The 24,594-nt window shown below is 72.6% G+C and carries 21 protein-coding genes; 7 read left to right on the top strand and 14 right to left on the bottom strand.

Translation table 11 applies throughout. The features are described 5' to 3' along the window. The first annotated feature begins 1 nt into the window (after position 1). Positions 2 to 1,012: a helix-turn-helix transcriptional regulator gene (locus Sco07f_RS36000; RefSeq protein WP_108990352.1), complete on the top strand. Its 1,011-nt coding sequence runs from the start codon at positions 2 to 4 to the stop codon at positions 1,010 to 1,012. 14 nt (positions 1,013 to 1,026) lie between these two features. Here Sco07f_RS36000 and Sco07f_RS35995 read toward each other — a convergent pair whose 3' ends face one another. Together Sco07f_RS35995 and Sco07f_RS35990 are read right to left on the bottom strand one after the other, a co-directional pair. Beyond that, a complete protein-coding gene (locus Sco07f_RS35995) occupies positions 1,027 to 1,389 on the bottom strand; it encodes a DoxX family protein (protein ID WP_108990351.1) in 363 nt (120 codons plus the stop codon). Further along, entirely contained in the window at positions 1,386 to 1,985 is a 600-nt protein-coding gene (locus tag Sco07f_RS35990; protein WP_174855470.1) for a cupin domain-containing protein, read from the bottom strand. The genes Sco07f_RS35995 and Sco07f_RS35990 overlap by 4 nt, the downstream gene beginning before the upstream one ends. An 80-nt stretch (positions 1,986 to 2,065) precedes the next feature. Between Sco07f_RS35990 and Sco07f_RS35985 the strand changes: the two genes are divergently transcribed. After that, complete coding sequence (locus tag Sco07f_RS35985; protein ID WP_244942225.1) at positions 2,066 to 2,947, top strand: LysR family transcriptional regulator; 882 nt, start codon at positions 2,066 to 2,068, stop codon at positions 2,945 to 2,947. Here the strand turns inward: Sco07f_RS35985 and Sco07f_RS35980 are convergent. Next, positions 2,944 to 4,821, bottom strand: a complete 1,878-nt coding sequence (locus tag Sco07f_RS35980) for a serine/threonine-protein kinase (RefSeq protein WP_108990349.1) — start codon at positions 4,819 to 4,821, stop codon at positions 2,944 to 2,946. The genes Sco07f_RS35985 and Sco07f_RS35980 overlap by 4 nt on opposite strands. Before the next feature lie 178 nt (positions 4,822 to 4,999). Between Sco07f_RS35980 and Sco07f_RS35975 the strand changes: the two genes are divergently transcribed. The 4 genes from Sco07f_RS35975 to Sco07f_RS35960 all read left to right on the top strand — a co-directional run bounded on the left by Sco07f_RS35975 (position 5,000) and on the right by Sco07f_RS35960 (position 9,103). After that, positions 5,000 to 5,602, top strand: coding sequence for a TetR/AcrR family transcriptional regulator (locus tag Sco07f_RS35975; RefSeq protein WP_007443756.1), 603 nt, complete (start codon positions 5,000 to 5,002; stop codon positions 5,600 to 5,602). Positions 5,603 to 5,783: 181 nt separating this feature from the next. Then, the gene (locus Sco07f_RS35970) at positions 5,784 to 6,689 is read left to right on the top strand and encodes an alpha/beta fold hydrolase (RefSeq protein ID WP_108990348.1); all 906 of its coding nucleotides are present in this window, start codon (positions 5,784 to 5,786) and stop codon (positions 6,687 to 6,689) included. 97 nt (positions 6,690 to 6,786) lie between these two features. Beyond that, a complete protein-coding gene (locus Sco07f_RS35965; RefSeq protein WP_087789950.1) occupies positions 6,787 to 7,506 on the top strand; it encodes a MerR family transcriptional regulator in 720 nt (239 codons plus the stop codon). Positions 7,507 to 7,681: 175 nt separating this feature from the next. Continuing rightward, positions 7,682 to 9,103, top strand: coding sequence for a condensation domain-containing protein (locus tag Sco07f_RS35960; protein ID WP_087789951.1), 1,422 nt, complete (start codon positions 7,682 to 7,684; stop codon positions 9,101 to 9,103). Here Sco07f_RS35960 and Sco07f_RS35955 read toward each other — a convergent pair. From Sco07f_RS35955 to hemL, 9 genes are all read right to left on the bottom strand, one after another. Beyond that, on the bottom strand, positions 9,090 to 11,366 hold the full coding sequence (locus Sco07f_RS35955) for a serine/threonine-protein kinase (protein WP_087789952.1): 2,277 nt from the start codon (positions 11,364 to 11,366) through the stop codon (positions 9,090 to 9,092). The genes Sco07f_RS35960 and Sco07f_RS35955 overlap by 14 nt on opposite strands. Positions 11,367 to 11,424: 58 nt before the next feature. After that, positions 11,425 to 13,527, bottom strand: a complete 2,103-nt coding sequence (locus Sco07f_RS35950) for a serine/threonine-protein kinase (protein ID WP_159107024.1) — start codon at positions 13,525 to 13,527, stop codon at positions 11,425 to 11,427. Positions 13,528 to 13,753: 226 nt separating this feature from the next. Next, positions 13,754 to 14,878: a c-type cytochrome biogenesis protein CcsB gene (gene ccsB / locus Sco07f_RS35945; protein WP_007387551.1), complete on the bottom strand. Its 1,125-nt coding sequence runs from the start codon at positions 14,876 to 14,878 to the stop codon at positions 13,754 to 13,756. After that, positions 14,875 to 16,647 carry a cytochrome c biogenesis protein ResB gene (gene resB / locus Sco07f_RS35940; protein WP_108990346.1) on the bottom strand — a complete coding sequence of 591 codons (1,773 nt, stop codon included), beginning with the start codon at positions 16,645 to 16,647 and terminating at the stop codon, positions 14,875 to 14,877. Before resB ends, ccsB begins: the two co-directional genes overlap by 4 nt. Before the next feature lie 3 nt (positions 16,648 to 16,650). After that, positions 16,651 to 17,424, bottom strand: a complete 774-nt coding sequence (locus tag Sco07f_RS35935) for a cytochrome c biogenesis CcdA family protein (RefSeq protein WP_007387549.1) — start codon at positions 17,422 to 17,424, stop codon at positions 16,651 to 16,653. A 1-nt stretch (position 17,425) separates the two neighbouring features. Then, complete coding sequence (locus tag Sco07f_RS35930) at positions 17,426 to 18,127, bottom strand: TlpA family protein disulfide reductase (RefSeq protein ID WP_007387548.1); 702 nt, start codon at positions 18,125 to 18,127, stop codon at positions 17,426 to 17,428. Between the two features lie 66 nt (positions 18,128 to 18,193). Then, a complete protein-coding gene (locus Sco07f_RS35925; RefSeq protein WP_087789956.1) occupies positions 18,194 to 19,504 on the bottom strand; it encodes a polysaccharide deacetylase family protein in 1,311 nt (436 codons plus the stop codon). 147 nt (positions 19,505 to 19,651) lie between these two features. Continuing rightward, positions 19,652 to 20,350 (bottom strand): histidine phosphatase family protein, encoded by a 699-nt coding sequence (locus tag Sco07f_RS35920; RefSeq protein ID WP_108990345.1) that lies wholly within the window; start codon positions 20,348 to 20,350, stop codon positions 19,652 to 19,654. Beyond that, positions 20,347 to 21,663: a glutamate-1-semialdehyde 2,1-aminomutase gene (gene hemL, locus Sco07f_RS35915; protein WP_108990344.1), complete on the bottom strand. Its 1,317-nt coding sequence runs from the start codon at positions 21,661 to 21,663 to the stop codon at positions 20,347 to 20,349. Before hemL ends, Sco07f_RS35920 begins: the two co-directional genes overlap by 4 nt. A 518-nt stretch (positions 21,664 to 22,181) precedes the next feature. Between hemL and Sco07f_RS35905 the strand changes: the two genes are divergently transcribed. Then, entirely contained in the window at positions 22,182 to 22,619 is a 438-nt protein-coding gene (locus tag Sco07f_RS35905; RefSeq protein WP_003974483.1) for a hypothetical protein, read from the top strand. Between the two features lie 31 nt (positions 22,620 to 22,650). Here the strand turns inward: Sco07f_RS35905 and Sco07f_RS35900 are convergent, their stop codons facing one another. Further along, on the bottom strand, positions 22,651 to 23,196 hold the full coding sequence (locus Sco07f_RS35900) for a flavoprotein (protein WP_108990342.1): 546 nt from the start codon (positions 23,194 to 23,196) through the stop codon (positions 22,651 to 22,653). Continuing rightward, positions 23,193 to 24,464, bottom strand: a complete 1,272-nt coding sequence (locus tag Sco07f_RS35895; RefSeq protein WP_174855469.1) for a helix-turn-helix domain-containing protein — start codon at positions 24,462 to 24,464, stop codon at positions 23,193 to 23,195. The genes Sco07f_RS35900 and Sco07f_RS35895 overlap by 4 nt, the downstream gene beginning before the upstream one ends. Positions 24,465 to 24,594: the final 130 nt, after the last annotated feature.

The following is a 24,594-nucleotide window of genomic DNA, read 5'->3' as shown; positions in this document are numbered from 1 at the left end:
CATGTCGCGTCCCGTCTCCCGTGTGCTGACCCTGCTCGAACTGCTCCAGGCGGGCGGTGTGCGGACCGTGGCCGAACTGGCCGAGCGGCTCGGCGTCGCGGAGCGCACGGTGCGCCGGTACGTCGACCACCTCGTCGACCTCGACGTCCCCGTGGAGTCGGTGCGCGGCCGCTACGGCGGCTACCGGCTGGCTCCCGGCCACCGCATGCCCCCGCTGATGCTGAGCGACGACGAGGCGCTGGCCGTACTCCTCGGCCTGGTCGCGGGCCGGCGGACGGGGATCACGGCGGCGGCGGGCACGGCGGGCGAGACGGCGGCGGCGAAGGTCCGGCGGGTGCTGCCGGAGCGGCTGCGCCACCGCCTGGACGCGGTGCTGGACTCCCTCACCTTCACGGCCGCCCCCGCCGGGTCCGCCGCCCCGGAGGCCGCCGTGCTGCTCCCGGTCGCGGACGCCGTTCGCCATCACCGGCCGCTGGCGATCCGCTACACCGGCGGGCGCGGTGGGAGCGGCGAACGCACCGTGTACCCGTACGGGCTCGTCGCGCACGCGGGCCGGTGGTACGTGACGGGCAGGGACCTCTCGGTCGGGGCGGACCGGACGTTCCGCCTCGACCGCATCGACGGCGCGCGGGTCCTGCCCGGCACCTTCGAACCGCCGCCGGGGCCCGGTCCGGCGGAGCGCGTACTGACGGCCCTGGCCACCGCGCCCTACCGGCACGAGGTCACGGTGCGGGTCCGGGGAACGGCCGAGGAGATCCGCGCCCTGCTGCCGGGCAGCGTGGCCGTCGTCGCCGATGCGGACGGAGAGGGCGAGGGCGAGGGCGAGGGCGAGGGCGGGGGATGGTGCCGGGTCGAGATCCGGGCCGAACGGCTCGACTGGCTGCCGGGCCTCCTCGCGTCGCTGGACCGCCCCTTCGCCGTCGAGCGGCCGGACGAGCTGCGCGGTCTCGTCGCGGACCTCGCGGGCCGGCTGATGGACGCGGCCCGGGGCACTCCGCCGCCGCGCGACTGACGGCGGACGCCGGGTCACGGCCGGGCCACGGCGAGCCAGACGGTGACGGCGGCGGTGACCAGGAGGGTGAGGTTGAGGGCGACCTGCCGGTCCCCGAGACGCAGGTGGACCCCGGTCGCGCCGATCTGGAGGACCACGAACCCGACGGCCGCGGCCGGGGCCAGCCCGGGCGCGACGCCGGTCAGCGGCGGGAGGACCAGCCCGGCCGCGCCGAGCAGCTCGACCACGCCGATGGTGCGGACGGCGGGCATCGGCACGCTGTCCACCCAGGCCATCATCGGCCGCAGCGCGTCCCGGCCGCGCACCGCCTTCACCGCGCCGCCGTAGAGGTAGAAGGCGGCGAGGAGCCCGGCGGCGATCCAGTACGCGACGTTCACGACCCGGTCCCCCGGGCCGGCGTGGGCCGGGGGGCGAAGTCGGTGGCGGGTTCGGTCGCGTAGCGGCTCATCGTCCCGAGGCTCTCCTGCGGAGTCGGGGTGCGGCCGCCGGCGTACAGCTCCTCCAGGTCCCGGAAGTACTGGACGTACAGGTCGGGGGTGAACGTGCTGAGCATGCGGGCCGGTTCGCCGGTGGTGTTGGCGAAGGTGTGCGGCGCGCCGGGCGGGACCATCACGAGCGTGCCCGCCGTCGCGTCGATGTCCTCGTCCCCCACGGTGAACCGCACCGTGCCCGAGATGACGTAGAAGCCCTCGTCGTGCCGGGCGTGACGGTGCTGGGGCGGCCCGGGGGTGTGCGGGGCGAGTACGGACTCGGCCATGCCGAGGCGGTGGCCGGTGTGGCTGCCGTCCTCCAGGACGCGCATGCGGGTGGTGCCGAGGAGGATCGTCTCGCCGTCTCCCGGGCCGACCACCGACACGGCGGGGTCGGCGCCCGTCGCGCTGTTCTCGCCGTTCTCGTCGTTCTCGCTGTTCCCGCCGTTCTCGTCGTTCTCGTTGCTCTCGCTGTTCTCGTCGTTCCGCGGTTCGTCGCTCATGCCCCGATTCCACCGCCGGGGCACTGGGAGCGTCCAAGACCCGTTCCGCACCCTCGATACCGCGCGGGTATCGTCGCAGGATGGACCGGGTGAACCGGATGGACCGGCTCGAGCTGCGGACGCTGCGCTACTTCGTGGCGGTCGCCGAGGAACTCCACTTCGGCCGGGCGGCCGTCCGCCTGCACATGAGCCAGCCGCCGCTGAGCCGGGCGATCAGGGCACTGGAGGCGGACCTCGGCGCCACGCTGTTCCACCGCACCTCCGCGGGCGTCACCCTCACCGGGGCAGGCGCGGTGCTGCTCGACGAGGCGCGCACCCTGCTCGACCGGGCCGCACGCGTGCCCGCTCGCGTGGCGGCCGCGGCCGGTGCCGCGACCCTCACCGTCGGCATCCTCGGCGACAGCACCGACCCGGACGTGGTCCGGCTGGCGGACGCCTACCGCCGGCACCACCCGCACGTCGAGGTCACCGTCCGCGAGACCGACCTGACCGACCCCACCTGCGGGCTGCACGCCGGACTGGTCGACGTGGCCCTCACCCGCGGCCCCTTCGACCCGACCGGCCTGACCACGCGGACGTTGCGCGCCGACCCGGTGGGCGCCCTGCTGCGCGCCGACGATCCGCTGGCCGGCCGGGCGAGCCTGACGCCGGTCGAGCTGGCCGACCGCCGCTGGTTCCGCTTCCCGGAGGGCACGGACCCGCTGTGGCAGGCGTACTGGAACGGCGGGGAGCCGCGGCCCGGGCCGGTGGTGCGCACCGTGCGGGAGTGTCAGCAGGTCGTGCTGTGGAACGGCACGGTCGGCATGACCCTCGCCGACCACGTGCCCGCGGAGGGGCTCACCGTGGTCCCGCTGACGGGCCTGCCGCCGAGCCCCGTGGTCGTGGCCTGGCCCCGGACCGACCCGAACCCGCTGATCCGCTCGTTCGTCAGGCTCGCGGTCGCCGTGTACGACACTCCCTAGGTCCGCGTCCAGCGTTGCGAGGCCGTTCCCGACCGGCAGGGCTGCGAGGAGACCCCGCCACCGAAGGCCAGGTCGAGGCAGCCGTCGTTGAAGACACTCGTCAGGCTGCCCCCGGAGCCGGGACGCCACAGGTGGGCGTTGCCGAAGGAGCCGCAGTCGACGGTGGCGACGGACTGGCCCATCATGTTCGCGCTCAGGCAGGCCCCCGTGGACGCGTTGACGACCTTGACCGCGCCGTCCGCCGCGCTCCGGAAGCTCCAGGTCGCGGTCGAGCTGCCGCAGGAGCCGTCGTCGGCCGCTCCGTAGACCTGGGTGAGGCACTTGCCGTTCTCGCCGTTCTTGAGGGTGAACGGACCCGAAGAGGGTGTGCCGGCGCCTCCGGAACCGTCGCCGGACGACGAGCCGCCCGACTCGGACGATCCGCCGGAACCGGGCGGGTCCCCGGCCCCGCCGGAATCACCGGACGAGCCGCTTCCCGAGCCGCTGCCGGAGCCGCTGGACGAGTCTTCGTCACCGGCACCCGTGCCGCCGGCCCGGTCCGCTCCCCCGCCGTCGCTGTCGCCGTCTCCGGCACTCTTGCCGCTCGCGCCGTCCTTGCCGTCCTTGCCGTCCTCGCCGCCGTGGCCGTCCGCTCCGTCGTCCCCGGCCTTGCCGGTCCCGCTGTCCGACGGGGCCGGGCTCGGGGTCGGCCCGCCCCGCGCCGACGCCGGGGGCGAACCCGTCGGATCCAGGGCCGCCGAGACGGACGGGGACGGGGCGGTGCCCGCCTCCGCCTCGTCGGGGCCGGAGGTGTACGGCAGGAGCTGGAAGGCGAGGGTCGTCCCCGTAGCCACCACGATCGGGACGACACCGAGGAAGACACGGTTACGGCGCCGGTTCCCACGCCGTGCGGGACCCGTGCCCCCGGACACCGGGGCTTCGGGTTCGGGTTCGGGCGCGGGAAGGTCCGCCGCCCGCGGCAACGTTCCTGCGAAGGCGGCCCGTTCGGCCAGCCGCTCGGTGAGGGCCGCCGGCCACAGCGGCGGCTCGTACGGTCCGTGCCGTTCGGCGGTCACGAGCAGTTCGGCGGCGGTGGGCCGCCCCTCGTGGTCCTTGTCCAGACAGGACGCGACCACGTCGGCCAGTTCCGGATCCAGCTCCCGCAACGGCCCGAGATCCGGCTCCTCGTGCACGATGCGGTACAGCACCGCGTGCCCCGACTCGTCACCGAAGGGCGGCCGCCCCGCGGCCGCGTACGCCAGCACCGAACCCAGCGCGAAGACGTCCACGGCTCCACTGGACGCCCGTCTCCCGGAGGCCTGCTCCGGCGACATGTAGGCGGGCGTGCCCACCACCATGCCCGTCCTCGTCAGCCGGCTCTGCTCCGCGGCCCGGGCGACCCCGAAGTCGATGAGGGTCAGACCCTCCAGCGTCAGCATCACGTTGGACGGCTTCAGGTCGCGGTGCACCATGTCCAGCGCGTGCACCGCCGCCAGCCCCTTGGCGGCCTCCCGCAGCAGCAGCCACAGCGCACCGGCGGGCAGCGGGCCGCCGTGGAGCTCCAGCGCCTCGGTCAGGGTGAGGCCGGGCACGTAGGCGGTGGCGAACCAGGGCGGGCGGGCCTCCCGGTCCCCCGCGAGCAGCGGCGCGGTCGCCTCCCCGGGTAAGCGGGCGAGGTTGTCCAGCTCGTGCCCGAAGCGGCGCAGGAAGTCCTCGTCCTCGGCGACGACCGAGGGCAGGAGTTGCTTGACGGCCGCGTACCGGCCCTCGTGGACGCCGAGATACACACGGCCCATGCCGCCGGCACCGAGGCGTCCGATCAGCGGGATCGGCCCGATCCACCGCGGGTCCCCGTCCCCCAGCGGATCCGCCCCGCTGCCGTCCAGCTCCAACACGTCAGCCTCGTCTCCCCGTTGTCCCGACGGACGGGGACCCGCGGCCCGCCCGCTCCCCTCCGAAGTCCGGGCGGACTCGCGCGTCCCGCAGGGGACAGTCTGAGTCAGACGGACCTAGGATTGGAAGGAGCTTCTAGAAAATTGTTCTAGAAAACGGGAAACGAGAGCGCGCCTGCCCATGAGCCCCAAACAACACCGCGGCGAGGTCACCTCCGACCTCCTCCTGGACGCCGCCCTCCGGCTCTACACGCAGTCGGGCGAACAGGGCGTCACCGTCACCGCCGTCACCCGCACCAGCGGGGTCAGCCTCGGCAGCCTGTACCACCACTTCGGCAGCCTCGACGGCCTGCTCACCGCACTCACCGAGCGCTGGACCGGACGCCTCCTGGAGCAGCTGGTCACCGCGCTGACCGGCGCCGAGACCGCCCGCGAGGGAATCCGGGCGGTGGTCGGGGCCTACCTCGCCTTCGTCCGCGACCACCCCGGCGCGGCCCTCCTCGTGCACTCCCCGAGCGCCGACCGGCGCCTGCTGGCACGGGGCCGGGAGATACGGGACGCGCAGCAGCCGACCGTCTCGGCGATGTCCCGGTGGATCCAGCCCCGCATCGACGCGGGTGAAGTGGCCCCGCTGCCGATGCCGTTGCTGGAGAGCCTGGTCCTGGGCCCGGTCGTGGCCGTGGCCCGGCGCCGGCTGTCCGGGGTCCGGGACGTCGACCTGGACGAGGCGGCGCGCATCCTGCCGGAGCGGATCTGGCGGTCGATCAGCGCGGACGGGGCGTAGGGGCCGCGCGGGACGGCGGGGCTGTCCCCCGAGGGAGCTACGGGCAGGTGTCCACCGCGGGGTGACGATCCGGGACCGGTGGATCCATAGAGTCTTCATCAGTCGCCGAGCACCGCAGGCCGACCGGAAGAACCCCCCAACACCGCGTCCCCACCCCACCCTTGCCCGCTGGAGGCCCCCCATGTTCCGCACCCTCGCCAAGGCGACCGCCGCGATCGCCGTCGTCTGCGCCGTGGCCGGCGCGGGACTCGTCCTGAACGAGGAGTACGGCAAGGACGACTCCGACGCGAAGGACACCACCGCCTCCGCGGGAGCCTCCTTCACCGGCACGAAGAAGATCGACGCCGACGGCCACAAGGTCAACGTCTCCTGCTCCGGCCACTGGGACGCGGACCGGCCGCTGGTGATGCTGATGGCGGGCGGCGGCGAGGGCCTGGACAACATGGCCGCCCTGCAGAAGTCCCTGAGCAAGACGGACCGGGTCTGCTCCTACGACCGCCTCGGCGAGGGCAGGAGCGACAAGCCCGCCAAGGACGAACTGCAGACCGTGAACGACACCAGCGTCCTGCTCACCGCGCTCCTCGACCACCTCGCGGGCGACCGCCCCGTCGTCCTGGCCGGCCACTCCCTGGGCGGCTACATCGCCGCCCGCTACACCCCCGACCACACCGACCGCGTCAAGGGCCTGGTCCTCCTGGACGCCACCGTCCCCCACCTCACCCGCGACATGAAGCGCACCATCCCCGCCGACGCCACCGGCCCGGCGACCCAGGTCCGGGACGGCGCGCTCGCGGCCAACGAGGGCCAGAACCCGGAGCAGTTCGTCATCGCCGACGGCCCGGTCCACTCCGCCGGGGACATCCCCGTCGAGATCCTCAAGCACGAGTCCCAGTACGCCGCGGTCCCGGAGTACGGTCCCGCCCTGGAGAAGATGTGGGCCAAGGGCCAGCAGGAGTGGCGGCAGCTCTCCACCGCCGCCGAACTCACCACCGCCAAGGGCAGCGGCCACTACATCCACACCGACCGCCCCGACCTCGCCCTCGAGGCCGTCCAGAGCGTCACCGACCGCGTCGCCGACGCCCGGTAACAGCCGCCGCCTCCACAGACCGGCCCTGGGCCGTGGCTTCCCCCGCCACGGCCCAGGGCCTTCGGGGCCGCCCGGTCCCGCGCATAGGCTGCCCCCGGTGAGCAACCGCGAGCGTCGTCTGCGTACCGTCGATCTGGCCCGGGCGGCCGGGCTGTCGACGCAGCAGGTGCGCAATTACGAAGACGCCGGTGTCCTGCCCCCGGCCGGACGCACCGACGCCGGGTACCGGGTGTTCGGCGAGCGGCACCGGGAGGCACTGCTGGCGTACCGGGCGTTGCAGCCGGGGTACGGGGCGGTGACGGCGACGCGGGTCATGCGGGCGGTGCACGCCGGGGACGTGGCCGGTGCCCTCGCGCTGGTGGACGCCGCGCACGCCGCGCTGCACGAGGAGCGGGTCGCGCTGCGGGTCGCGGGCGAAGCCCTGGAGGCGCTGGCCGGCCGGGACACCGACGCGCCACCACCCCGTTCCGGCGACGGACCGCACGGGCTGCGCATCGGCGAGGTGGCAGCGCTGGTCGGCGTACGGACCTCCGCGCTGCGGGTGTGGGAGGCGGCGGGGCTGCTCGTGCCCGGGCGGGAACACGGCACCGGGTACCGGGTGTACGGGCCCGCCGACGTACGGGACGCGCGGGTGGTGCGCACCCTGCGCCGCAGCCACCACCTCTTCGAGCAGATCCGGCCCGTGCTGGAGGACCTGCGGCGCGCGGGGAGCAGCGAGGTGCTGCGGACGGCGGTCGAGGCGCGCGGGCGGGCCCTCACCGCGCGGACGCGGTCGATGCTGGCGGGGGCGGGCACCCTGCACGCGTACCTGAAGTGACGGGCGAGGCGTGAAGGGTGCAGGGGGGAAGGGTGAAGGGCGGCCGGGCGGTGGGGGCGTATCGGCGTTCGAGAGGCCATCCGTTCCGTTGAACAGTGCCGACACGGCGGGTGCGCGGCCGCGCGGACGGCATTCCCTTGGTCGGGTCTGTACATCTGCGAACGGAGACCTCCTCGTGCGAATGACCGACATCCAGCGCTGCGAGATCCGTCCCGGGCGCCTCGTCGAGTGGACGCTCAGTCCCAGGACGCTCGACATCGCGGCGGCGCTGCCCGAGGACGCGCGCCCGCCCGCGTACATCCAGGAGTCGCACATCCGGACGGCACGGTCGGTGCGCGAGGACGGCCTGTTCGTGCCGACCTGGCTCGGTGCCGCCTTCGACATCCCGGGGCCGGTCGATCTCGACGTGCTCCAGGAGGCGTTGCGGGCCTGGACGCTGCGGCACGAGACGCTGCGCAGCGGTTTCCGGTGGAGCGGCGAGCGCGGCGACACGATGCGGCGGTTCACCCTCGACGCGGACGCCGTGGCCCTGCACCGCGAGGACGTCGGCGACTTCCCGGACGCGGCCGAGCTGGCCCGGCATCTCCAGGACCGCTTCGACCGGGTCGCGGACGCGTTGCGCTGGCCCAACCTCATCTACACGGCGGTCGTCCGCGACGACGGCGTCAGCGTCTACATGGCCTTCGACCACAGCAACGTCGACGCGTACTCCATCTACCGCATCCCCGCCGAGGTCGGCGAGCTGTACGCCGCGGGTGTGGCGGGGCGGACCGTGCCGCACCCCCGGGTGGGCTCCTACGTCGACTTCTGCGAGGCGGAGCGGGCGGACGCGGACCGGATCGACGGCGGCCACGACGTCGTCGCCCGCTGGCGGGAGTTCATCCGCCGCTGCGACGGGCGGCTGCCGTCCTTCCCCGTCGACCTCGGCGTCAGGACCGGCGATCCGCTGCCCGAACAGCGGCTGCTGCGCGAGCCGTTGGTGGACGCGGCCGACGCCGCCGCGTTCGAGGCGTACTGCCGCCCCTACGGCGGCAGCCTGGTCGGGGTGCTGGCCGCGACCGCGCTGATCGTCCACGAGATCGGCGGCGAGCCCGTCTACCGCACGGTCGTGCCCTTCCACACCCGGTCGCGGTCGCAGTGGGCGGAGTCCGTCGGCTGGTACGTGGGCGGCGCGCCGATCGAGGTCCCGGTGGACCGGGCCCACGACTTCCCCAGCGCCCTCGCCACCGTCCGCGCCGAACTCCAGGCCAACCGGCGGCTGTCCCGCATGCCGATCGACCGCGTGCTGCGCCTGCTCGGCACGGACTTCCGGCCGACCTCGCCCGACCTGTACTCGATCGTGTCGTACGTCGACGCCCGTGGCGTCCCCGGCGCGGACAGCTGGTCGGACCGGACGGCGTACGCGCTGCTGAGGGTCTCGTACGGCGACCAGGTGTGCGCCTGGGTCACCCGGCTCCCCGAGGGCCTGTGGTTCGCGAGCCGCTACCCGGACACCGACGTCGCCCACAAGAACCTGCGGCTGTACGTGGAGCGGCTGCGGGACGTCGTCACGGGCGTCGCCCGCGGGGACTTCGGGCCGCCGCTCACCGCTCGGTGAGGGAGACGCCGCCCGCGTGCAGACGCCCGTCGCCGCCGTCGAAGTAGATCCGGTCCCCGTCGAGGGCCGCGTCGGGATCGCCGGACGACAGCCGGGTCTTCGCCGTCGCTCCGGTACGGGCGTCCGCGGCGTGCAGGGCGCCGGCCTTGGTACTGAAGAGCACCGAGCCGTCCAGCAGACCGTGCACCTCGGGGTCGCGTTCGGTGCGCTCGCTCCACAGCGGTTTGCCGGACCCGGCGTCGACCGCGTGCACGGCCCCCGACTCGTATTCGCTGGTGACGCCGCCGATCCCGCCGTACACGACACCGTCCGCGACCACGAGGGGATCGAGCCACTGCCGCACGCCGCCGGTGTCCGCGTCGTAGGTCCACCGCCGGGTGCCCCGCCGGGCGTCGACGGCGTGGAGGACACCGCGGTCGTCACCGAAGTAGACCGTGCCGTCCGAGACCGCGACCGCCGACAGCTCGCCCGGGTACGGCCGACTCGTTCTCGAGCTGTACCGCCACAGCTGGTCCCCCGTCTCCGCGTCCCAGGCGTGGAAGTAGGTGTCGTCCGGCTCCCGGACCCCGACGTAGACGACCCCGTCCGCGACCGCGAGCGCGTCGGACAGGATGTTCTCGATCCTGTTGGTCCACTTCAGCCGGCCGGTCGCGAGGTCCACCGCCGACACGGCGTACATGGCTGAGCGGTCGGACCCCTCGGGCAGGTCGTACATGGCGTTCAGGTAGACGGTGCCGTCGGCGACCACGACCCCCATGTAGAGGTTGAACTCCGTTCCGGACGGCGTGTGCGTCCGCGCGTCCACTTCCCAGACCCGCTTGCCGCCGTCCACGTCGATGCCCTGGATGGTGTGCTCCGCGTCGCTGGAGACCACCGCGACACCGTCGCCGATGCCCTCGAAGTACGCCGAGTCCGGACTGTCGTACGTCCACTCGGTGTCACCGTCCGCGGTCGTCAGCGCGTGCAGCCGGCCGTCGTCGCCCTCGCCGACCAGCTTTCCCCGGGCGACTTCCGGATGCTGCAACTCCCCTTCCGACGGCCACAGTTCCCGCACCGTCGGCTGCTTCGCGGCGGCCGTGGGAGTGCCGGAGTTCTCGGCGTCGCCGCCCGGCCCGGAGGAGTCCGAGAAGGCACGGGGCAGCAGCAGACCGCCGACGACGGCCAGGACGACGAAGGCACCGGCGGCGGCGAGGACCGCCGTACGCCGCCGGCCCTCCCACCGCGCCGACCGGGAGGCGGACGAGGGGCCGGCGGGCGGCGTGCCGAGCCTCGCCGTGGCGACGGCGGTCGGCGCCGGACCCGCCGTGACGGTCGGCAGGTCGGCCTCCGCGCGCGCCGAGTTGGTCGGCCGCACCTGCGGCAGCGGCTCGGCGCCCAGCGCGGTGACGTCGGCGGCGACCGGCGCGGGCAGCCACGTACCGGCGGTGAACGTGCCCCTGGTGCCGTCGGCCGCCTCCCAGCGGCCCAGTTCCCCGACGAGTTCGGGCACGCCGGGCCGCTGCCGCGGGTCCTTGGCCAGGCACCGGGCGACCACCTCGGCGAGGCCTCCCGGCACGCGCTCCAGGTCGGGTTCCTCGTGGACCACGCGGTAGTTGACCCCGTGCGCGGGCCCGCCGCCGAACGGGCCGGTCCCGGTCGCCGCGTACGCCAGCAGCGCGCCCAGCGCGAACACGTCCCCGGGCGGCCCCACTTCGCGCCCGACCAGTTGCTCGGGCGGAAGGTAGCCGGGGCTGCCGACCATGACGCCCGTGGTCGTGAGCTTGGTGTCGTCGGCGGCCACCGAGATGCCGAAGTCGATCACTCGGGGTCCGTCCGGCGCCAGGAGCACGTTCGACGGCTTCAGGTCGCGGTGCACCACGTCGGCCCGGTGGATCGCGTCGAGGGCCTCCGCCAGCCCGGCCCCCAGGGCCCGCACGGACCGCTCGGGCCAGACGCCGTGCGCCGCGACCGCCGTGCCCAGCGCGACGCCCGGCACGTAGGCGGTGGCCAGCCACGGCAGGTCCGCGTCCGGGTCCGCGGCGACCACGGGCGCGGTGAACGGGCCCGAGACCCGCTGTGCCGCCGCCACTTCCCTCCCGAACCGCCTGCGGAAGGCGGGGTCCTCGGCCAGTTCCTCGTGCACCACCTTCACGGCGGCCGCCCGGCCGCCCGGCGAACCGGCCAGGTACACCCGGCCCATCCCGCCCGAGCCGAGCCGGCCGACGATCCGGTACGGGCCGACCCGCTCGGGGTCGCCCGTCTGAAGCGGTACGTACGCCTGCACTCCGCCATTCCTCCCTCGTGCCGGTCCGTCTCGGCCGTCCCCCCGTGCGGGGGCGGGTTCAGGTCGCGGCCCGGTAAGCGGTCAGCCGGCCGTCGGTCCCGGTCACCACCACGTCGCCGATGACCCGGACGTCCGTCTCGTCGCCCCCGCCCAGCGATTCCCGCCAGCCGGTCTCTCCGCTCCCGGTGTCCAGTGCGGTCAGTCCGCCGTCCGAGGCGTCGACGAGGAGGGTGTCGTCCACGACCTCCAGGGACGTCACCTCGTCGGCCTCCTGTTTCCGCCGCCACCGCTGCGATCCGGTGTCCGCGTCGAAGGCGGAGACGTAGGCGTCGTTCTCGAAGTACACCGTGCCGTCGGCCACTCGGGGCATGCCCGCCCCCTCGCCGAGCCTGCCGTCCCACAACTCGCCCTCGAACGTGCGGCGCCACTCCTCCTCGCCCGAACGCGCGTCGACGGCGTACAGGGCGCCGTCCAGGGTGCCGAAGTAGACCTTGCCGTCCGCCACCACGAGACCGGTCTCCGCTTCGCTCGCGGCCTGGTGGGTCCACTTCTGCTTGCGGGTACGGAGATCGACGGCGATCAGCTTCTTCTTGCTGTGTACGAGGAGCGCGTCGTCGGTGACGGCGATGTTGCTGCCGTCGGCGTTGACTCCGAACCCGTAGTCCCACAGCTTGTCCCCCGTGCGGGTGTCGAGGACATAGAAGAACGAAACCATGTCCGCGTAGGCCGCGTCGCCCACCACCACCGGGGACGGGTGGAAGGTGTGGTCCACGTACCGCCAGCGGTGGTCGCCGTCGTCCGCGTCCACCGCGTACAGGTGGTCGTTGCTGCCGTAGAACAGGAGGCCGCCCGAGACGCCGGTGATCCGGATGTCGTTGCCCACGCTCTTCAGGTGGCCCGTGTCCTGGCTGACGTCGTCGACCCGTACCCGGCGGTCCCAGCGCCGCGAGCCGTCGGTGACGTCCAGGGCGGTGATCCGGTGGTCCTTCTCGTGCTCGAGGTAGAGCGTGTCCTGAGAGGAAACCGACAGCCGCTGTCCGTCGGCCAGGGTGTGCGTCCAGAGCTGCTCCAGGTGGGGCGGCCGGCCGGGCTCCTTGTTTTCGGCGGTCACCCTCCACAGCACGACGGCGGTCGCGGTGACGGCCAGTGCGGTCGCGGTGGCGAGCACCGTCCGCAGGCGGCGGTGCCGGGCGCGGGGCGGTGCCGGGGCCGGGGCGGGAGCGGTCCGTGTGGTGGCGTCCCCCGGGCGGGGCAGGGGTTCGGTGGGGGTCCCGGCCCGCAGCCGGGCGGCCGACTCGGCGACCGGGCCCGGCAGCCACCCGGCGGTCGTCACGTCCCCGTCCGGCGCGGGGGTCTCCGACTCGCCCAGTTCGTCCAGCAGCCACGCCACCGTGGGCCGCTGCGCCGGCTCCTTCGCGAGGCACCGGGCCACCACGTCCGCGAGGGCGGGGGGCAGGGCGCGCAGGTCGGGGTCCTCGTGCACGACCCGGTAGTTGACCGCGTGGGACGCCCCGGCGCCGAACGGGCCGACGCCCGCCGCCGCGTACGCCAGCACCGCGCCCAGGGCGAACACGTCACCGGCCGGTCCTGAGGCCTCGTGGCGCAGCTGCTCGGGAGGGATGAAGCCGGGGGTGCCGATCACCGTCCCGGTCTGGGTGAGGGCGGTGTCGCCGACCGCCGCCGAGATGCCGAAGTCGATGACTCTGGGGCCGTCAGGTGCCAGCAGGACGTTGGACGGCTTCAGGTCACGGTGCACCAGGTCCGCGGCGTGCACCGCGGCCAGTGCCTCCGCCAGGGCGGCGCCGAGGCCGCGTACCGCGTCCCCCGGCCACACGCCGTGCCGGGCCACCGCGTCCTGGAGGGAGAGTCCGGGTACGTACTCCGTGGCCAGCCAGGCGGGGTCGCCCTCCGGATCGGCGTCGACCACCGCGGCGGTGAAGAACCCCGTCACCCGTCGGGCCGCCGCCACCTCCCGGACGAAGCGCCGCCGGAATCCCTCGTCCCGCAGCAGCGCCTCCCGCACCACCTTCACCGCCACCGCACGCCCACCGGGCGACCGGGCAAGGTACACCCGGCCCATGCCCCCCTGGCCCAGCCTGGCCAGCAGCCGGTACCGCCCCACGCGTACCGGATCCCCCGCCGTCAGTGGTACCGACGCCACCGCCCCGCCCTCCCCGCACCCGCGATGCCGCGGCCCGCTCCCTGGGCGGGCCCTCCCCGCATCGGACTCCCGGTAACACCCCCACGGTTCCCGGTCGGCGCACCGGTCACCCCCCGTACGGCGGACTCTCCCCGGAAACCTCACGTCTCCGGACGGCACACGAAAGGCCGGTCCCGGTGACCTGGGTCACCGGAACCGGCCTTGGGCCGTGCCTTGTTCGGAAAGCTCAGAAACCGACGGACTGGAGGGCGCCCAGGCCCACGTCGGCGTAGGAGTGCTTGCCGGAGACGAAGATGTTGACGCCGTAGTAGTTGAAGATCCAGCAGGCGAAGGCGGCCAGGGCCAGGTAGGCGGCCTTGCGGCCCTTCCAACCGGCGGTGGCGCGGGCGTGGAGGTAGCAGGCGTAGGCGACCCAGGTGATGAAGGACCAGGTCTCCTTGGGGTCCCAGCCCCAGTACCGGCCCCAGGCGTCGCCCGCCCAGATGGCGCCCGCGATGATCGTGAACGTCCACAGCGGGAAGACCGCGGCGTTGACGCGGTAGGCGAACTTGTCGAGGGAGGCCGCGGCGGGCAGCCGGTCCAGGACGGAGCTGGCGAACCGGCCGGGGGTGCCGCCGGAGGCCAGCTTGCTCTCGAAGTTGTCCTTGAAGAGGTACAGGATCGTGCCGACCGCGCCGACGTAGAACACCGCGCCGCAGAAGATGGCGGTCGAGACGTGGATGTACAGCCAGTACGAGTGGAGGGCGGGCACCAGCTGGTCGCTCGCCGTGTACAGGACCGTGACGGCGAGACCGAGGTCGAGCAGGACGGTGGTGGCCAGGGGCAGGCCGAGCCAGCGGACGTTCTTCTTCAGCAGGAGCAGCGCGAGGTACACGCCGACGGCGACCGTCGTGAACGTGATGTTGAACTCGTACATGTTGCCCCACGGCGCCCGCTTCACCGACAGGGCGCGGGTGAGGACACCGCCGGCCTCCAGGGCGAAGGCGAGGACGGTGAGCGAGATGGCGATCCGCCCGTAGAGGTCGCCCTTCTCGGTGCCGCCGTGCGCGCCCGGCCCGTCGGGCACGTCGCGGGAGCCGGAGGCGGTGCGTACGACGACCTCGGGGCGCTCCAGTACGGCGGTACCGCCGGCCTTCTTCACGGTCACGGCCGGTCCGGCCTTGGCGGCGCCCGCCTTGGCCCGGCTCGTGGCGGTGAGCGCGGCGGCGGTACGGCCGACCTTGCTGCGGCTACCGAAGAGCCACTCGGCGATGTGCGCGAAGAAGGCCAGGGTGTAGACGGCCATCGCGGAGTAGATCAGCGTGTTGCTGAGGTTCGCGAGATCCTCGTTGGTCGCGGCGGCGAGATTCATTTCTTCTCAGCCCCTTCGGCAGTGACGGCGTGGGTGTCGGGGGTGTCGGGGGAATCTGGAGTGTCGTCGTTCTCGGACGCGTCGGAGGAGTCCGGCGCGCCGGGTGCCCGGTCGTACAGGACCCCGGCGAGGTCGCCGAGCTCCTCGGGGAGCTTCGTGGACTCGCTGCGGCCGAGACCGGCCATCTCCACGACGGTGACGCCGTCGGCGCCGCGCACCGCCCGCACCCAGACGCGGCGGCGCTGGATGAACAGGGAGCCGGCCAGGCCGAAGATGGCGACGACGGCGCCACCGAGCGCCCAGCCGCTGGCGGGCTGCTGCGTGACCTGGAAGCCGGCCCACTCCTGGACGCCGTTGAAGGTGACCGTGCCGGCGCCGTTCGGGAGGGTCATGGTGTCGCCGACGGCGAGCTGCTGCTTGAACAGCTTGCCGTCGGAGTCCTTGAACTCCTCCAGGTTGGTCTTGTCGAGCTGGTAGATGCTCTGCGGGATGCCCGCGTCGACGCCGAGGTCGCCGTGGTAGGCGGAGAGCGCGAGCATCGGGTTCATCAGCGCCGGGAACGTGGACTGCATGCCGCTGCCCTTGCCGCCGTAGGTCGGCAGGAAGAACGCGTTGAAGCCGAGCTGTTCCTTCTCGCCCTTGGCGTTGCGGTAGCCGTCCATGACCTTGACGGCGCCCGAGGAGGTGACGTTGCCGTCCAGCGGCAGCAGGGCCACGGCCTGCTTGTCCATCACGACGTCGCCCTTGGCGTCCTTGACCGTGAGGATGGGGGCGTAGCCGTGACTGACCAGGTAGACCTTGGAGCCGTCGACGTTCAGCGGCTTGTTGACCTCGACGGTCTTCGACTTCACGGCGCCGTCGGCGCCCTCGCTGTAGGTGATCTCGGCCTCGTAGATGCGCGGGGTGCCGCGGTTGGGGCCGGTCGCCTCGTAGGTGCCGTGGAAGTCCTTCAGGGTGAAGCTGAAGGGGGCCAGGTCGTGGTCCGGGTCGAAGAGGTTCCCGGACTTGAAGTCGTCGTACTGGGTGAGGGTGTTGGAGAAGCCGTCGCCCTCGAGGATCAGCTTGTTGCCCTCGTACTTGAAGAGCTGGCCCCAGGCGAAGGCGATGAGGAGCACGATCAGCGCGATGTGGAAGGCGAGGTTGCCGACCTCCCGCAGGTAGCCCTTCTCGGCCGCGACGGCGTCATCGGCGGCGTCCACGCGGAAGTGGCGCTTCTTCAGCAGCTTCCGCGCGGCCTCGCGGATCTCCTCGGGCTCGGCCGCGGTGCGCCAGGTGGTGTAGGCGGGCAGCCGGTCCAGGCGCCGGGGGGCGCGGGGCGGCCGGCCGCGGAGCTGGCCGACGAACTGCCAGGTGCGCGGGACGATGCAGCCGATGAGGGAGACGAACAGCAGGATGTAGATCGCGGAGAACCACACCGAGCTGTAGACGTGGAAGAACCCGAGCTTGTCGTAGACCGGCCCCAGGATGTCGTGGTTGTCCCGGAACTCCTCGACCCTCATGGCGTCGACGCCGTCCTGCGGGATCAGCGACCCCGGGATCGCGCCCAGCGACACCAGCAGGAGCAGGATCAGCGCGACGCGCATCGAGGTGAGCTGGCGCCAGAACCAGCGGGACCAGCCGATCACGCCGAGCGAGGGGAGGTTCGGGGTCTCCTCCGCGGGGGCGGTGGAGAGCTGGGAGCCCGCGGCGCCGAGCTCCTGGGGGTCGCCGTCGGCCTTCGGCCGCGTGCCGGGGTCGGTCCCGGGGCTGGATTTCGAAGTGGTGCTCATCGCTCAGATCCCCACAGTGAAGCCGTTGGACCAGGTCTGCATGTCCTGCACGATGCTGTCCCACGCGCCGGTCAGGAGCAGGAGGCCGGTCGCGATCATCATGACGCCGCCGACGCGCATCACCCAGACATAGTGCCGCTTGATCCAGCCGAAGGCGCCGAGCGCCTTGCGGAAGGCGACCGCGGCGAGGACGAAGGGGACGCCGAGGCCGAGGCAGTAGGCGACGGTCAGGAGGGCGCCGCGGCCGGCGGTGCCCTGGTCGGCGGAGAGGGCCAGCACGGAGGCGAGGGTCGGGCCGATGCAGGGCGTCCAGCCGATGCCGAACAGGGCACCGAGTATCGGGGCACCGACCAGGCCGTTCACCGGCTTCTTGTGGAAGCGGAACTCGCGCTGGGTGAGCCAGGGCATCAGACCCATGAAGAAGACGCCCATGAGGATCATGAACGCGCCCAGGATGTTGGTCAGGACGCTCCGGTTCTCCTGGAGCGTCTGGCCGAAGTAGCCGAACAGCGCGCCGCTGGAGACGAACACGGCGGTGAAGCCGAGGACGAACAGGGACGCGCCGGCGACCATGCGGCCGCGCCGGGCCTCGCCGAGGTCGGTGCCGGTGACTCCGGTCACGTAGGAGAGGTAGCCGGGGACCAGGGGCAGGACGCAAGGGGAGAAGAAGGAGACGAGGCCGCCGAGCAGGGCGATGGGGAGGGCCACCAGCAGGGCGCCGTTGAGCACCGTGCCGTTGTAGCCCGCTGTCTCGGCGAGGGTGACCGTTGCCGACACGTCACTTCTCCGGCTTGGCGGAGTCGGCGGACCCGTCGGACCCGCCGTCGAGGTACGGGTCGAGCATCTTGCGCAGCTTCTCCTCGCTGAGCGCCTGGAGGGTGCGCGCGGCGACCTTGCCCTCCCGGTCGATGATCAGCGTGGAGGGCACGGCCTGCGGGTTGAGGGTGCCCTTCTCGAAGCGGAGCAGCAGCTTGCCGCTCGGGTCGTACAGGCTCGGGTAGGTGATCCCGTAGTCCTTCTCGAAGGCGCGGGCCGGGCCGGTGGAGGTGTCGCGGGTGTTGATGCCGACGAACTGGACGCCCTGGTCCTTGACGTCCTGGTACACCTTCTGGAAGTTCTTGGCCTCGGCCCGGCAGGGCGGGCACCAGGAGCCCCAGACGTTGAGGACGACGACCTTGCCCTTGTAGTCGGCGACGTCGACCTGGCCGCCGTCGACGGTCTCGCCGGACAGCTCGGGAGCGTCGGCGCGCTCGCCCTCCTTCGCGGTGGCGATGCCGTCCGAGCCGGTGATGAAGCCCGTCTGGCCGCCGCCGCCCGAGGTGCCGCCGGAGCTGCACGCGGACACGAGCAGCGCCGCGGCGGCTGCGCCGACGGCGAGGACGGCCCGGCTACGGGCGCGGGTCCGGCCGCGGTCGGACGTGCGGGCGGCGGTGCGGGTCGAGCGGTTCGAGCGCAGGGGGGCGCGGCTGGCGGCACTCATGTGAAAAGTTTCGCATGTCCGTTCCGAGGATCTTGCGCACCCCCCTCGCGGGCGGAAACCCGCATTTCAGGCGGCGTTCCCGGTGGGTGTCGAGCTCGCGGCGGAGGTGTCCTTGAGGAAGGCGTTCCAGCCGCCGGCCGGCCGCTGTCCCACCTCGACGGTCCGCAGCTTGGCGAGCACCTCCGGCTTCTGCACGTCCAGCCAGTCGGTGAACTGCCGGAAGGAGACGAGCCGGATGTCCTCGCCCTTCTCCTTCTCCCGGGCGATGTGCTTGAGGACGTTCTCCACGGCGTCCATGTAGATGCCGCCGTTCCACTCCTCGAAGTGGTTGCCTATGAAGAAGGGCGCCCGGTTCGTCTCGTACGCGCGCTTGAAGCCGGATATGTACGAGTTCGTGGCCTGTTCGCGCCAGCCCGGGTAGTTGTGGGCCGGGGCCTTGGTCGAGTTGACCGACTGGTTGGCGAGGATGTTGTAGTCCATCGAGAGGACCTCGAAGGAGTGCCCGGGGAACGGTATCTGCTGGAGCGGCAGGTCCCAGATCCCGTCCTTCTTCACCGGCCACACCTGGCGGCCGCCGGGCGAGGAGGCGTCGTAGCGCCAGCCCAGTTCGCGGGCGGTGGGCAGCAGTTTGTCCTGGCCGAGCAGACAGGGCGTACGGCCGCCGACGAGTTCCTTGTCGTAGTCGAAGGGCAGGGACGGCAGGTCGGTCCAGCCGCTGTTGGTCCGCCACTCCTTGACGAAGGACTTCGCCTGGTCGATCTCGCTGCGCCACTGCGCGGACGTCCAGTTGCCGACGCTGCCGCCGCCCCCGCAGAAGTGGCCGTTGAAGTGGGTGCCGATCTCGTGCCCGTCCAGCCAGGCCCGGTGCACGTTCTTCAGGGTCGCCTTGATGTGCTCGTCGGTGAGGTAGCCGATGTCGGAGGCGCCGCGCGGGTTGTTCGGCGGGTCGTAGAGGCGCTTCTTCGACTCGGGCAGCAGGTACAGGCCCGAGAGGAAGAACGTCATGTGCGCGCCGTGCTCCTGGGCGAGGTCCAGGAAGCGCGGGAAGAGCCCGTTGCCGACCTCGCCGGCCCCGTCCCAGGAGAAGACGACGAACTGCGGCGGCGTCTGGCCGGGTTCCAGCGGCACGGGTGCGTCCGGCTGGTGCGGCTGCTTGCCGGTGTACGACGTGGAGCCGTCGCCGATGGGCTTCGCCGGGGCCTTGCTGCTGCCGGAGGGCGACGGCTTCCCGGAGTCGCCGGAGCCGCCGGCCTGGTGCGAGCCCTCCGACGAGGAGTGGGAGCCGGTGCCGCAGCCCGCGAGTCCGACCGCCGCCGCGGCCCCCGCGCCGAGTCCGAGCATCCCCCTGCGGGTGAGAGTGCGGTTGGTAGTGCGCATCGCAACCTCGTTCGTCGCGTCCTTGTGGTCACTAGGTGAGAGGACGCGACGAACGAGCGGGTTCCGGAAATTTGTGCGGGTTGGGTAACAGCGGACCCACAGAAAGGGGCAGGGCCCCGGGGGCCGGGGCCGGGGCCGGGGCGACCGTCAGGCCCCGTACGCCTTCCCCTGCCCCTTCACCGGCTTGGCCCCCGCGAGGAGGTGGGCCGGGACGAGGTCGCGGGCGGGCTCGGTGTAGCCGACGGAGACGATCTTGTCGCCGCGGTACGTGAACGTCGTCAGGGACGCCAGCGTGCACTGCCGCTTGCGCGGGTCGTGCCACAGGCGCCGCCGCTCGACGTAGGACCGCAGGATCCAGATCGGCAGCTGGTGGCTGACGACCACGGCCTCGTGGCCGCGCGCCCGGTCCCGTGCGGCGTCGATCGCGCCCTTCATCCGCACGACCTGGTCGACGTACGGCTCGCCCCAGGACGGCTTGAACGGATTGACCACGTGCTTCCAGTTGGCGGGCCGCCGCAGTGCGCCGTCCCCGATGCCGAAGGTCTTGCCCTGGAAGACGTTGTCGGCCTCGATGAGGCGGGCGTCGGTGCCGAGGTCGAGCCCGTGCGCCTTGGCGATCGGCGTCGCGGTCTCCTGCGCCCGCTCCAGCGGGGAGGCCACGACGTACGTCACGTCGCGGGGCCCGAGGTGCTCGGCGACCCGCTCGGCCATGCGCCGGCCCAGCTCGGAGAGGTGGTAGCCGGGCAGCCGCCCGTACAGGACGCCGGTGGGGTTCTCGACCTCGCCGTGCCGCACGACGTGGACGACGGTCAGCTCTTCGTCGCGTTCCTGGTCGCCGTTGCTCATGCCGTGGCCTCCGCGGCAGCTCGGGCCGCCGCCGGGAGGGCGTCGGCGATGCGGTCGACGGCCCGGTCGTCGTGGGCGGTGGACACGAACCAGGACTCGAAGGAGGACGGCGGCAGGTAGACGCCGTTCGAGAGGAGGGAGTGGAAGAAGGCGGTGAACCGGAAGGAGTCCTGCGCCTTGGCGTCCTCGTAGCGGTGGACCGGCCGGTCGGTGAAGAACACGGAGAACATGTTGGAGGCGGTCTGCACCGTGTGCGCGACGCCCTCCTTGGTGAGCGCCTCGGTCACGAGCCCCTGGATCCGCGCGGACACGGCGTTGACCTTCTCGTACGCGGCGTCGTCGAGGAGCCGCAGCTGGGCGAGCCCGGCGGCGGTGGCGACCGGGTTCCCGGAGAGGGTGCCGGCCTGGTAGACGGGCCCGGCCGGCGCGAGGTGCGCCATGACGTCGGCCCGTCCGCCGAACGCGGCGGCGGGGAACCCGCCCCCCATCACCTTCCCGAAGGTCATGAGGTCGGGCACGACCCCCTCCACCCCGTACCACCCGGCGCGGCTGGTCCGGAACCCGGTCATGACCTCGTCGGACACGAACAGCGCGCCGTTGGCCGCGCAGGCGTCCTTGAGCCCCTGGTTGAACCCGGGCAGCGGCGGAACGACGCCCATGTTGCCGGGCGACGCCTCCGTGATCACGCAGGCGATCTCGCCCAGGTGGGCGGCGAAGGCCGCGTGCACGGCCTCCAGGTCGTTGTACGGCAGCACGATCGTGTCGCTCGCCTGGGCGCCGGTGACGCCCGGCGTGTCGGGCAGCGCGAAGGTGGCGACGCCGGAGCCGGCCGCGGCGAGCAGCGAGTCGACGTGGCCGTGGTAGCACCCGGCGAACTTGATCACCTTGGTGCGGCGGGTGAATCCGCGGGCGAGCCGGATGGCGGACATGGTCGCCTCGGTCCCGCTCGACACCAGCCGCACCTCCTCCAGCGGCGCGACGCGCTCGACCATCGCCTCGGCGAGCGCGACCTCGCCCTCGGCGGGCGTGCCGAAGGACGTCCCGCGGGCGACCGCCTCCTGCACGGCGGCGATCACCTCGGGGTGCGCGTGCCCGAGGATCATCGGCCCCCAGGAGCAGACGAGGTCGACGTACTCGCGCCCGTCGGCGTCGGTCAGGTACGGCCCGGAGCCGGACACCATGAACCGGGGCGTGCCGCCGACGGCGCCGAAGGCGCGCACCGGGGAGTTCACACCGCCGGGCGTGACGGCCGCCGCGCGGTCGAACAGAGCCTGCGAGGCCGGTGCTTCGTATGGATATGCCAGTTCGCTCATGACCTGCGACTTCTCCGACCTTCTCGACCTTCTCCGACGTATCGGACCCTGCGCGGGTCCCGCTCGGCCGCTGGTTGCCCAGGGTGACTCGGTCAAGGGTAGACAACCGCCCCGAACGCCGTGCCGTCTGCCAGACTGGAACCCATCCACGCAGCTCACCGGAAGGACGCGGGCGCGGCCGACGACCGTCCCGCGAACGCACGACGGACATATGACGTACATATGTTTCACCGCACGTTTCGGCGAGCGGCCGTGGGGGAGGTCACTGACACGATGATCGGGTTGCGCGGCGGGGGCCACGCGTCCTAGAAAAGCAGTCGGGTGGAGATATGCATCGCGGTGGCGGACTGGGCGAGGGGACCGACGACCTGGGTCCTCGACGTGCCCGGCGGGGAAGGCACCGACGCGAGGCGGAGGAAGCGTCCGAAGCACGTCAGACACACGGCAACCAGGGCGAGCCCGACCGGCTCGACGGGCGGGCCGACCGGCTGGGGGCGGGGAGCAGGAATGGTGGTCGGGTGGGGGTGACCTACAAGTACTTCGGCGCGCCCGACGGCGCGACCGCGGCCCGCGTCCCGATCTCGATGCGCCCCGAGGAACTGGGCGGCGACGAGCTCGGGATGAACGGCATGTTCACCAAGATCAAGCCGGAGACCATGGCCGCCATGGTCCTCACCGGCATCGAGGGCGTCCCCCTGCACAAGGTGCCCCCGCTGGAACTGGTCGTCCTGCACCCCGACTACGCGGTCGTGAAGCTCCCGATGACCGTCGTCGACCCCCTGCGCGGCATCGGCGAGGAGGCGGTCGGCGCGGCGGCCTTCATCTGGTCGACGGTCCCGGACCGGGGCGGCCCGCGGGACGCGTTCAACGTCTACCAGCTGCTGCACGAGTGGCAGGACTTCAGCCACCGGCTGCACGAGGCGGGGCATCAGCCGTACTGCCTGGTGTGGCCCTGAGCTGGGGTTTCGTGAGGGGCGGGCGGATTGATCATGGCCTGTCCGGCACTCTGGGGGCCAGCAGCTCCAGTACTTCCTCCCAGCGGTAGCGGTCGGCCCCGCCGCCAGCCTTCGGTCGGTGAGGCTCGTAGGAGCCGATCAGGACACCCATCTCGCGCAGCACCGCCAGACTCCGGCGGTATGCGGGATGGGCGGCCTGGGCGGAGTTCAGGTACGGCAGCACGGCGACCGGGACGCCCATGGCGGGCGCCTCGCACAGGATGCCCAGGGCGAGATTGTCGGAGATCCCGGCGGCCCACTTGTTGACCGTGTTGAAGGTGGCCGGGGCGACCGCGATCGCGTCTGCGGGTCGACTCGGGCGCGGCTCCCCCGGCGACCGCCAGGCCGAGCGGACGGGACGGCCGGTCTGGGCCCCGACCGCCTCCGCGTCCAGGAAGCCGAGCCCCTGCGGGGTGGCAACGACACCGACGTCCCAGTGCCGTTCCTGTGCTGCCGTGATCAGCCGGCCGACGTCAGCAGCGACCCCGGCCGAGCAGACCACGATCTGGAGGAACGGCTTGTCGTGCTGGTCACTCACGCGGGCACTCCCAGTTGGCGGCTGAAGTGGTGGAGCTCGGGCAGCGCCCGGCGACGGTCACGGGCTGCCATGTCGGCGACCAGTTCGCGTACGGCCGGGCGGCGGACGTCCTGTGCCGCGCAAGTCTCGGCGATGCGCAGGGCCTGGTAGCCGTCGGCGAGTCTGCCCTGCTGACTGTAGGCCCGAGCGGCCTCCACCCAGAGCGCGGCCCGTCGCTCGGGGACGGGGATGTGCCGCCGCATGAGGGGTCGCGCTGTTTGGAGGGCGATTCCGGCGTCGCCGAAGGAAACAGCCGCGCTGATCTCGTGCAGGTCTACGTTGGTCGGGCTGAAGTTCGCCCAGGCGTCCGGCCTGTCGAATGCGACGTAGCGGGCCACCTCTTTGGCCTCGGTGAGGAAGTCCTGGGTGGTGTCTCGGTCGCCGTTTCTGCTGGCGGCGGTAGCTCCGCGGAGCAGCAGCAGGCCGACCGCTGCCAGGTGACGGGGCGAGCGTTGGTCGTAGGAGCCGCTGAGCTGGTCGACGGTGTGGTGCACCACGTTCACGGCTTGGGCTGTGTGCTTCTCTCGTACGAGCACGTGAGCGTGAACGCGGACGCTGGCGGCGAGGACGACAGGGTCCCCGGACCTTTCCGCCTCGGCCATGGCCCGGCCGGCCGCGAGCCAGGCGTTGCCCTGGTCGGCTCGCTTCAACAACAGGCTCACCGACGTCTGGTAGGCGGTCGCGAGCAACCCGGACGCCTCCGCGGAACCGGAGGAGCCGTCGGCGACCTGGCGCAGATCGGCGATCAGGCTCGGCAGTGCCTGCTCCAGTTTCGCGTAGTCGCACGTGCAGAACAGCCGGCGCACGGTCCGCGCTCGCTCCCGCAGCTCGTCGATACCGGAGGAGTCATCGGTGGCGGCGGGGCTCGGTCCCGGCAGCAGGACCTGGATCAGGTCGTGGTGCGCCACGGTTGGCGTCGGCGTTGCCGCGAGCGCGGCGACGCTCGCGGCAAGGAAGGTGCGGCGGTGCATGTCCTCGGTTCCGGGGTCGCTGGGGCTGGCGTCGGGGGCGGCGGCGAGGCCGAGGCGTTGCGGTGGGATGTCCAGTACCTTCGCGATCTCGCGCAGCACACGCACGTCCTCCGTGCCCCTGCCGTTCTCCAGGCGGCTCACCTTCGACTGGTGGTAGCCCAGTGCGGTGGCAACGTCCTTCTGCGAGCGCCGCTGTAATACGCGTGCCCGACGGATGACTTCGCCGATCCGTCCGGCTTCACTCTGTGCGTCGGCCATCTGTGCCACGGCCCCTTCTGCCGTCGCCGATCCTGCCTGCTCAACCGAGCGTAACCGAGCATCGATTGGCCGCGATGCAGCTCCTGCATAAGCGATGCGGCCCCGGCACACGGCATGGTCCTGCTTGCCT

The sequence above is a fragment of the Streptomyces coelicoflavus genome, from assembly GCF_003112555.1.
Taxonomy (GTDB): Bacteria; Actinomycetota; Actinomycetes; order Streptomycetales; family Streptomycetaceae; genus Streptomyces; species Streptomyces coelicoflavus.
Note: the sequence above shows the minus strand (reverse complement) of the source record. Positions and strands in the feature narration are given on the sequence as shown.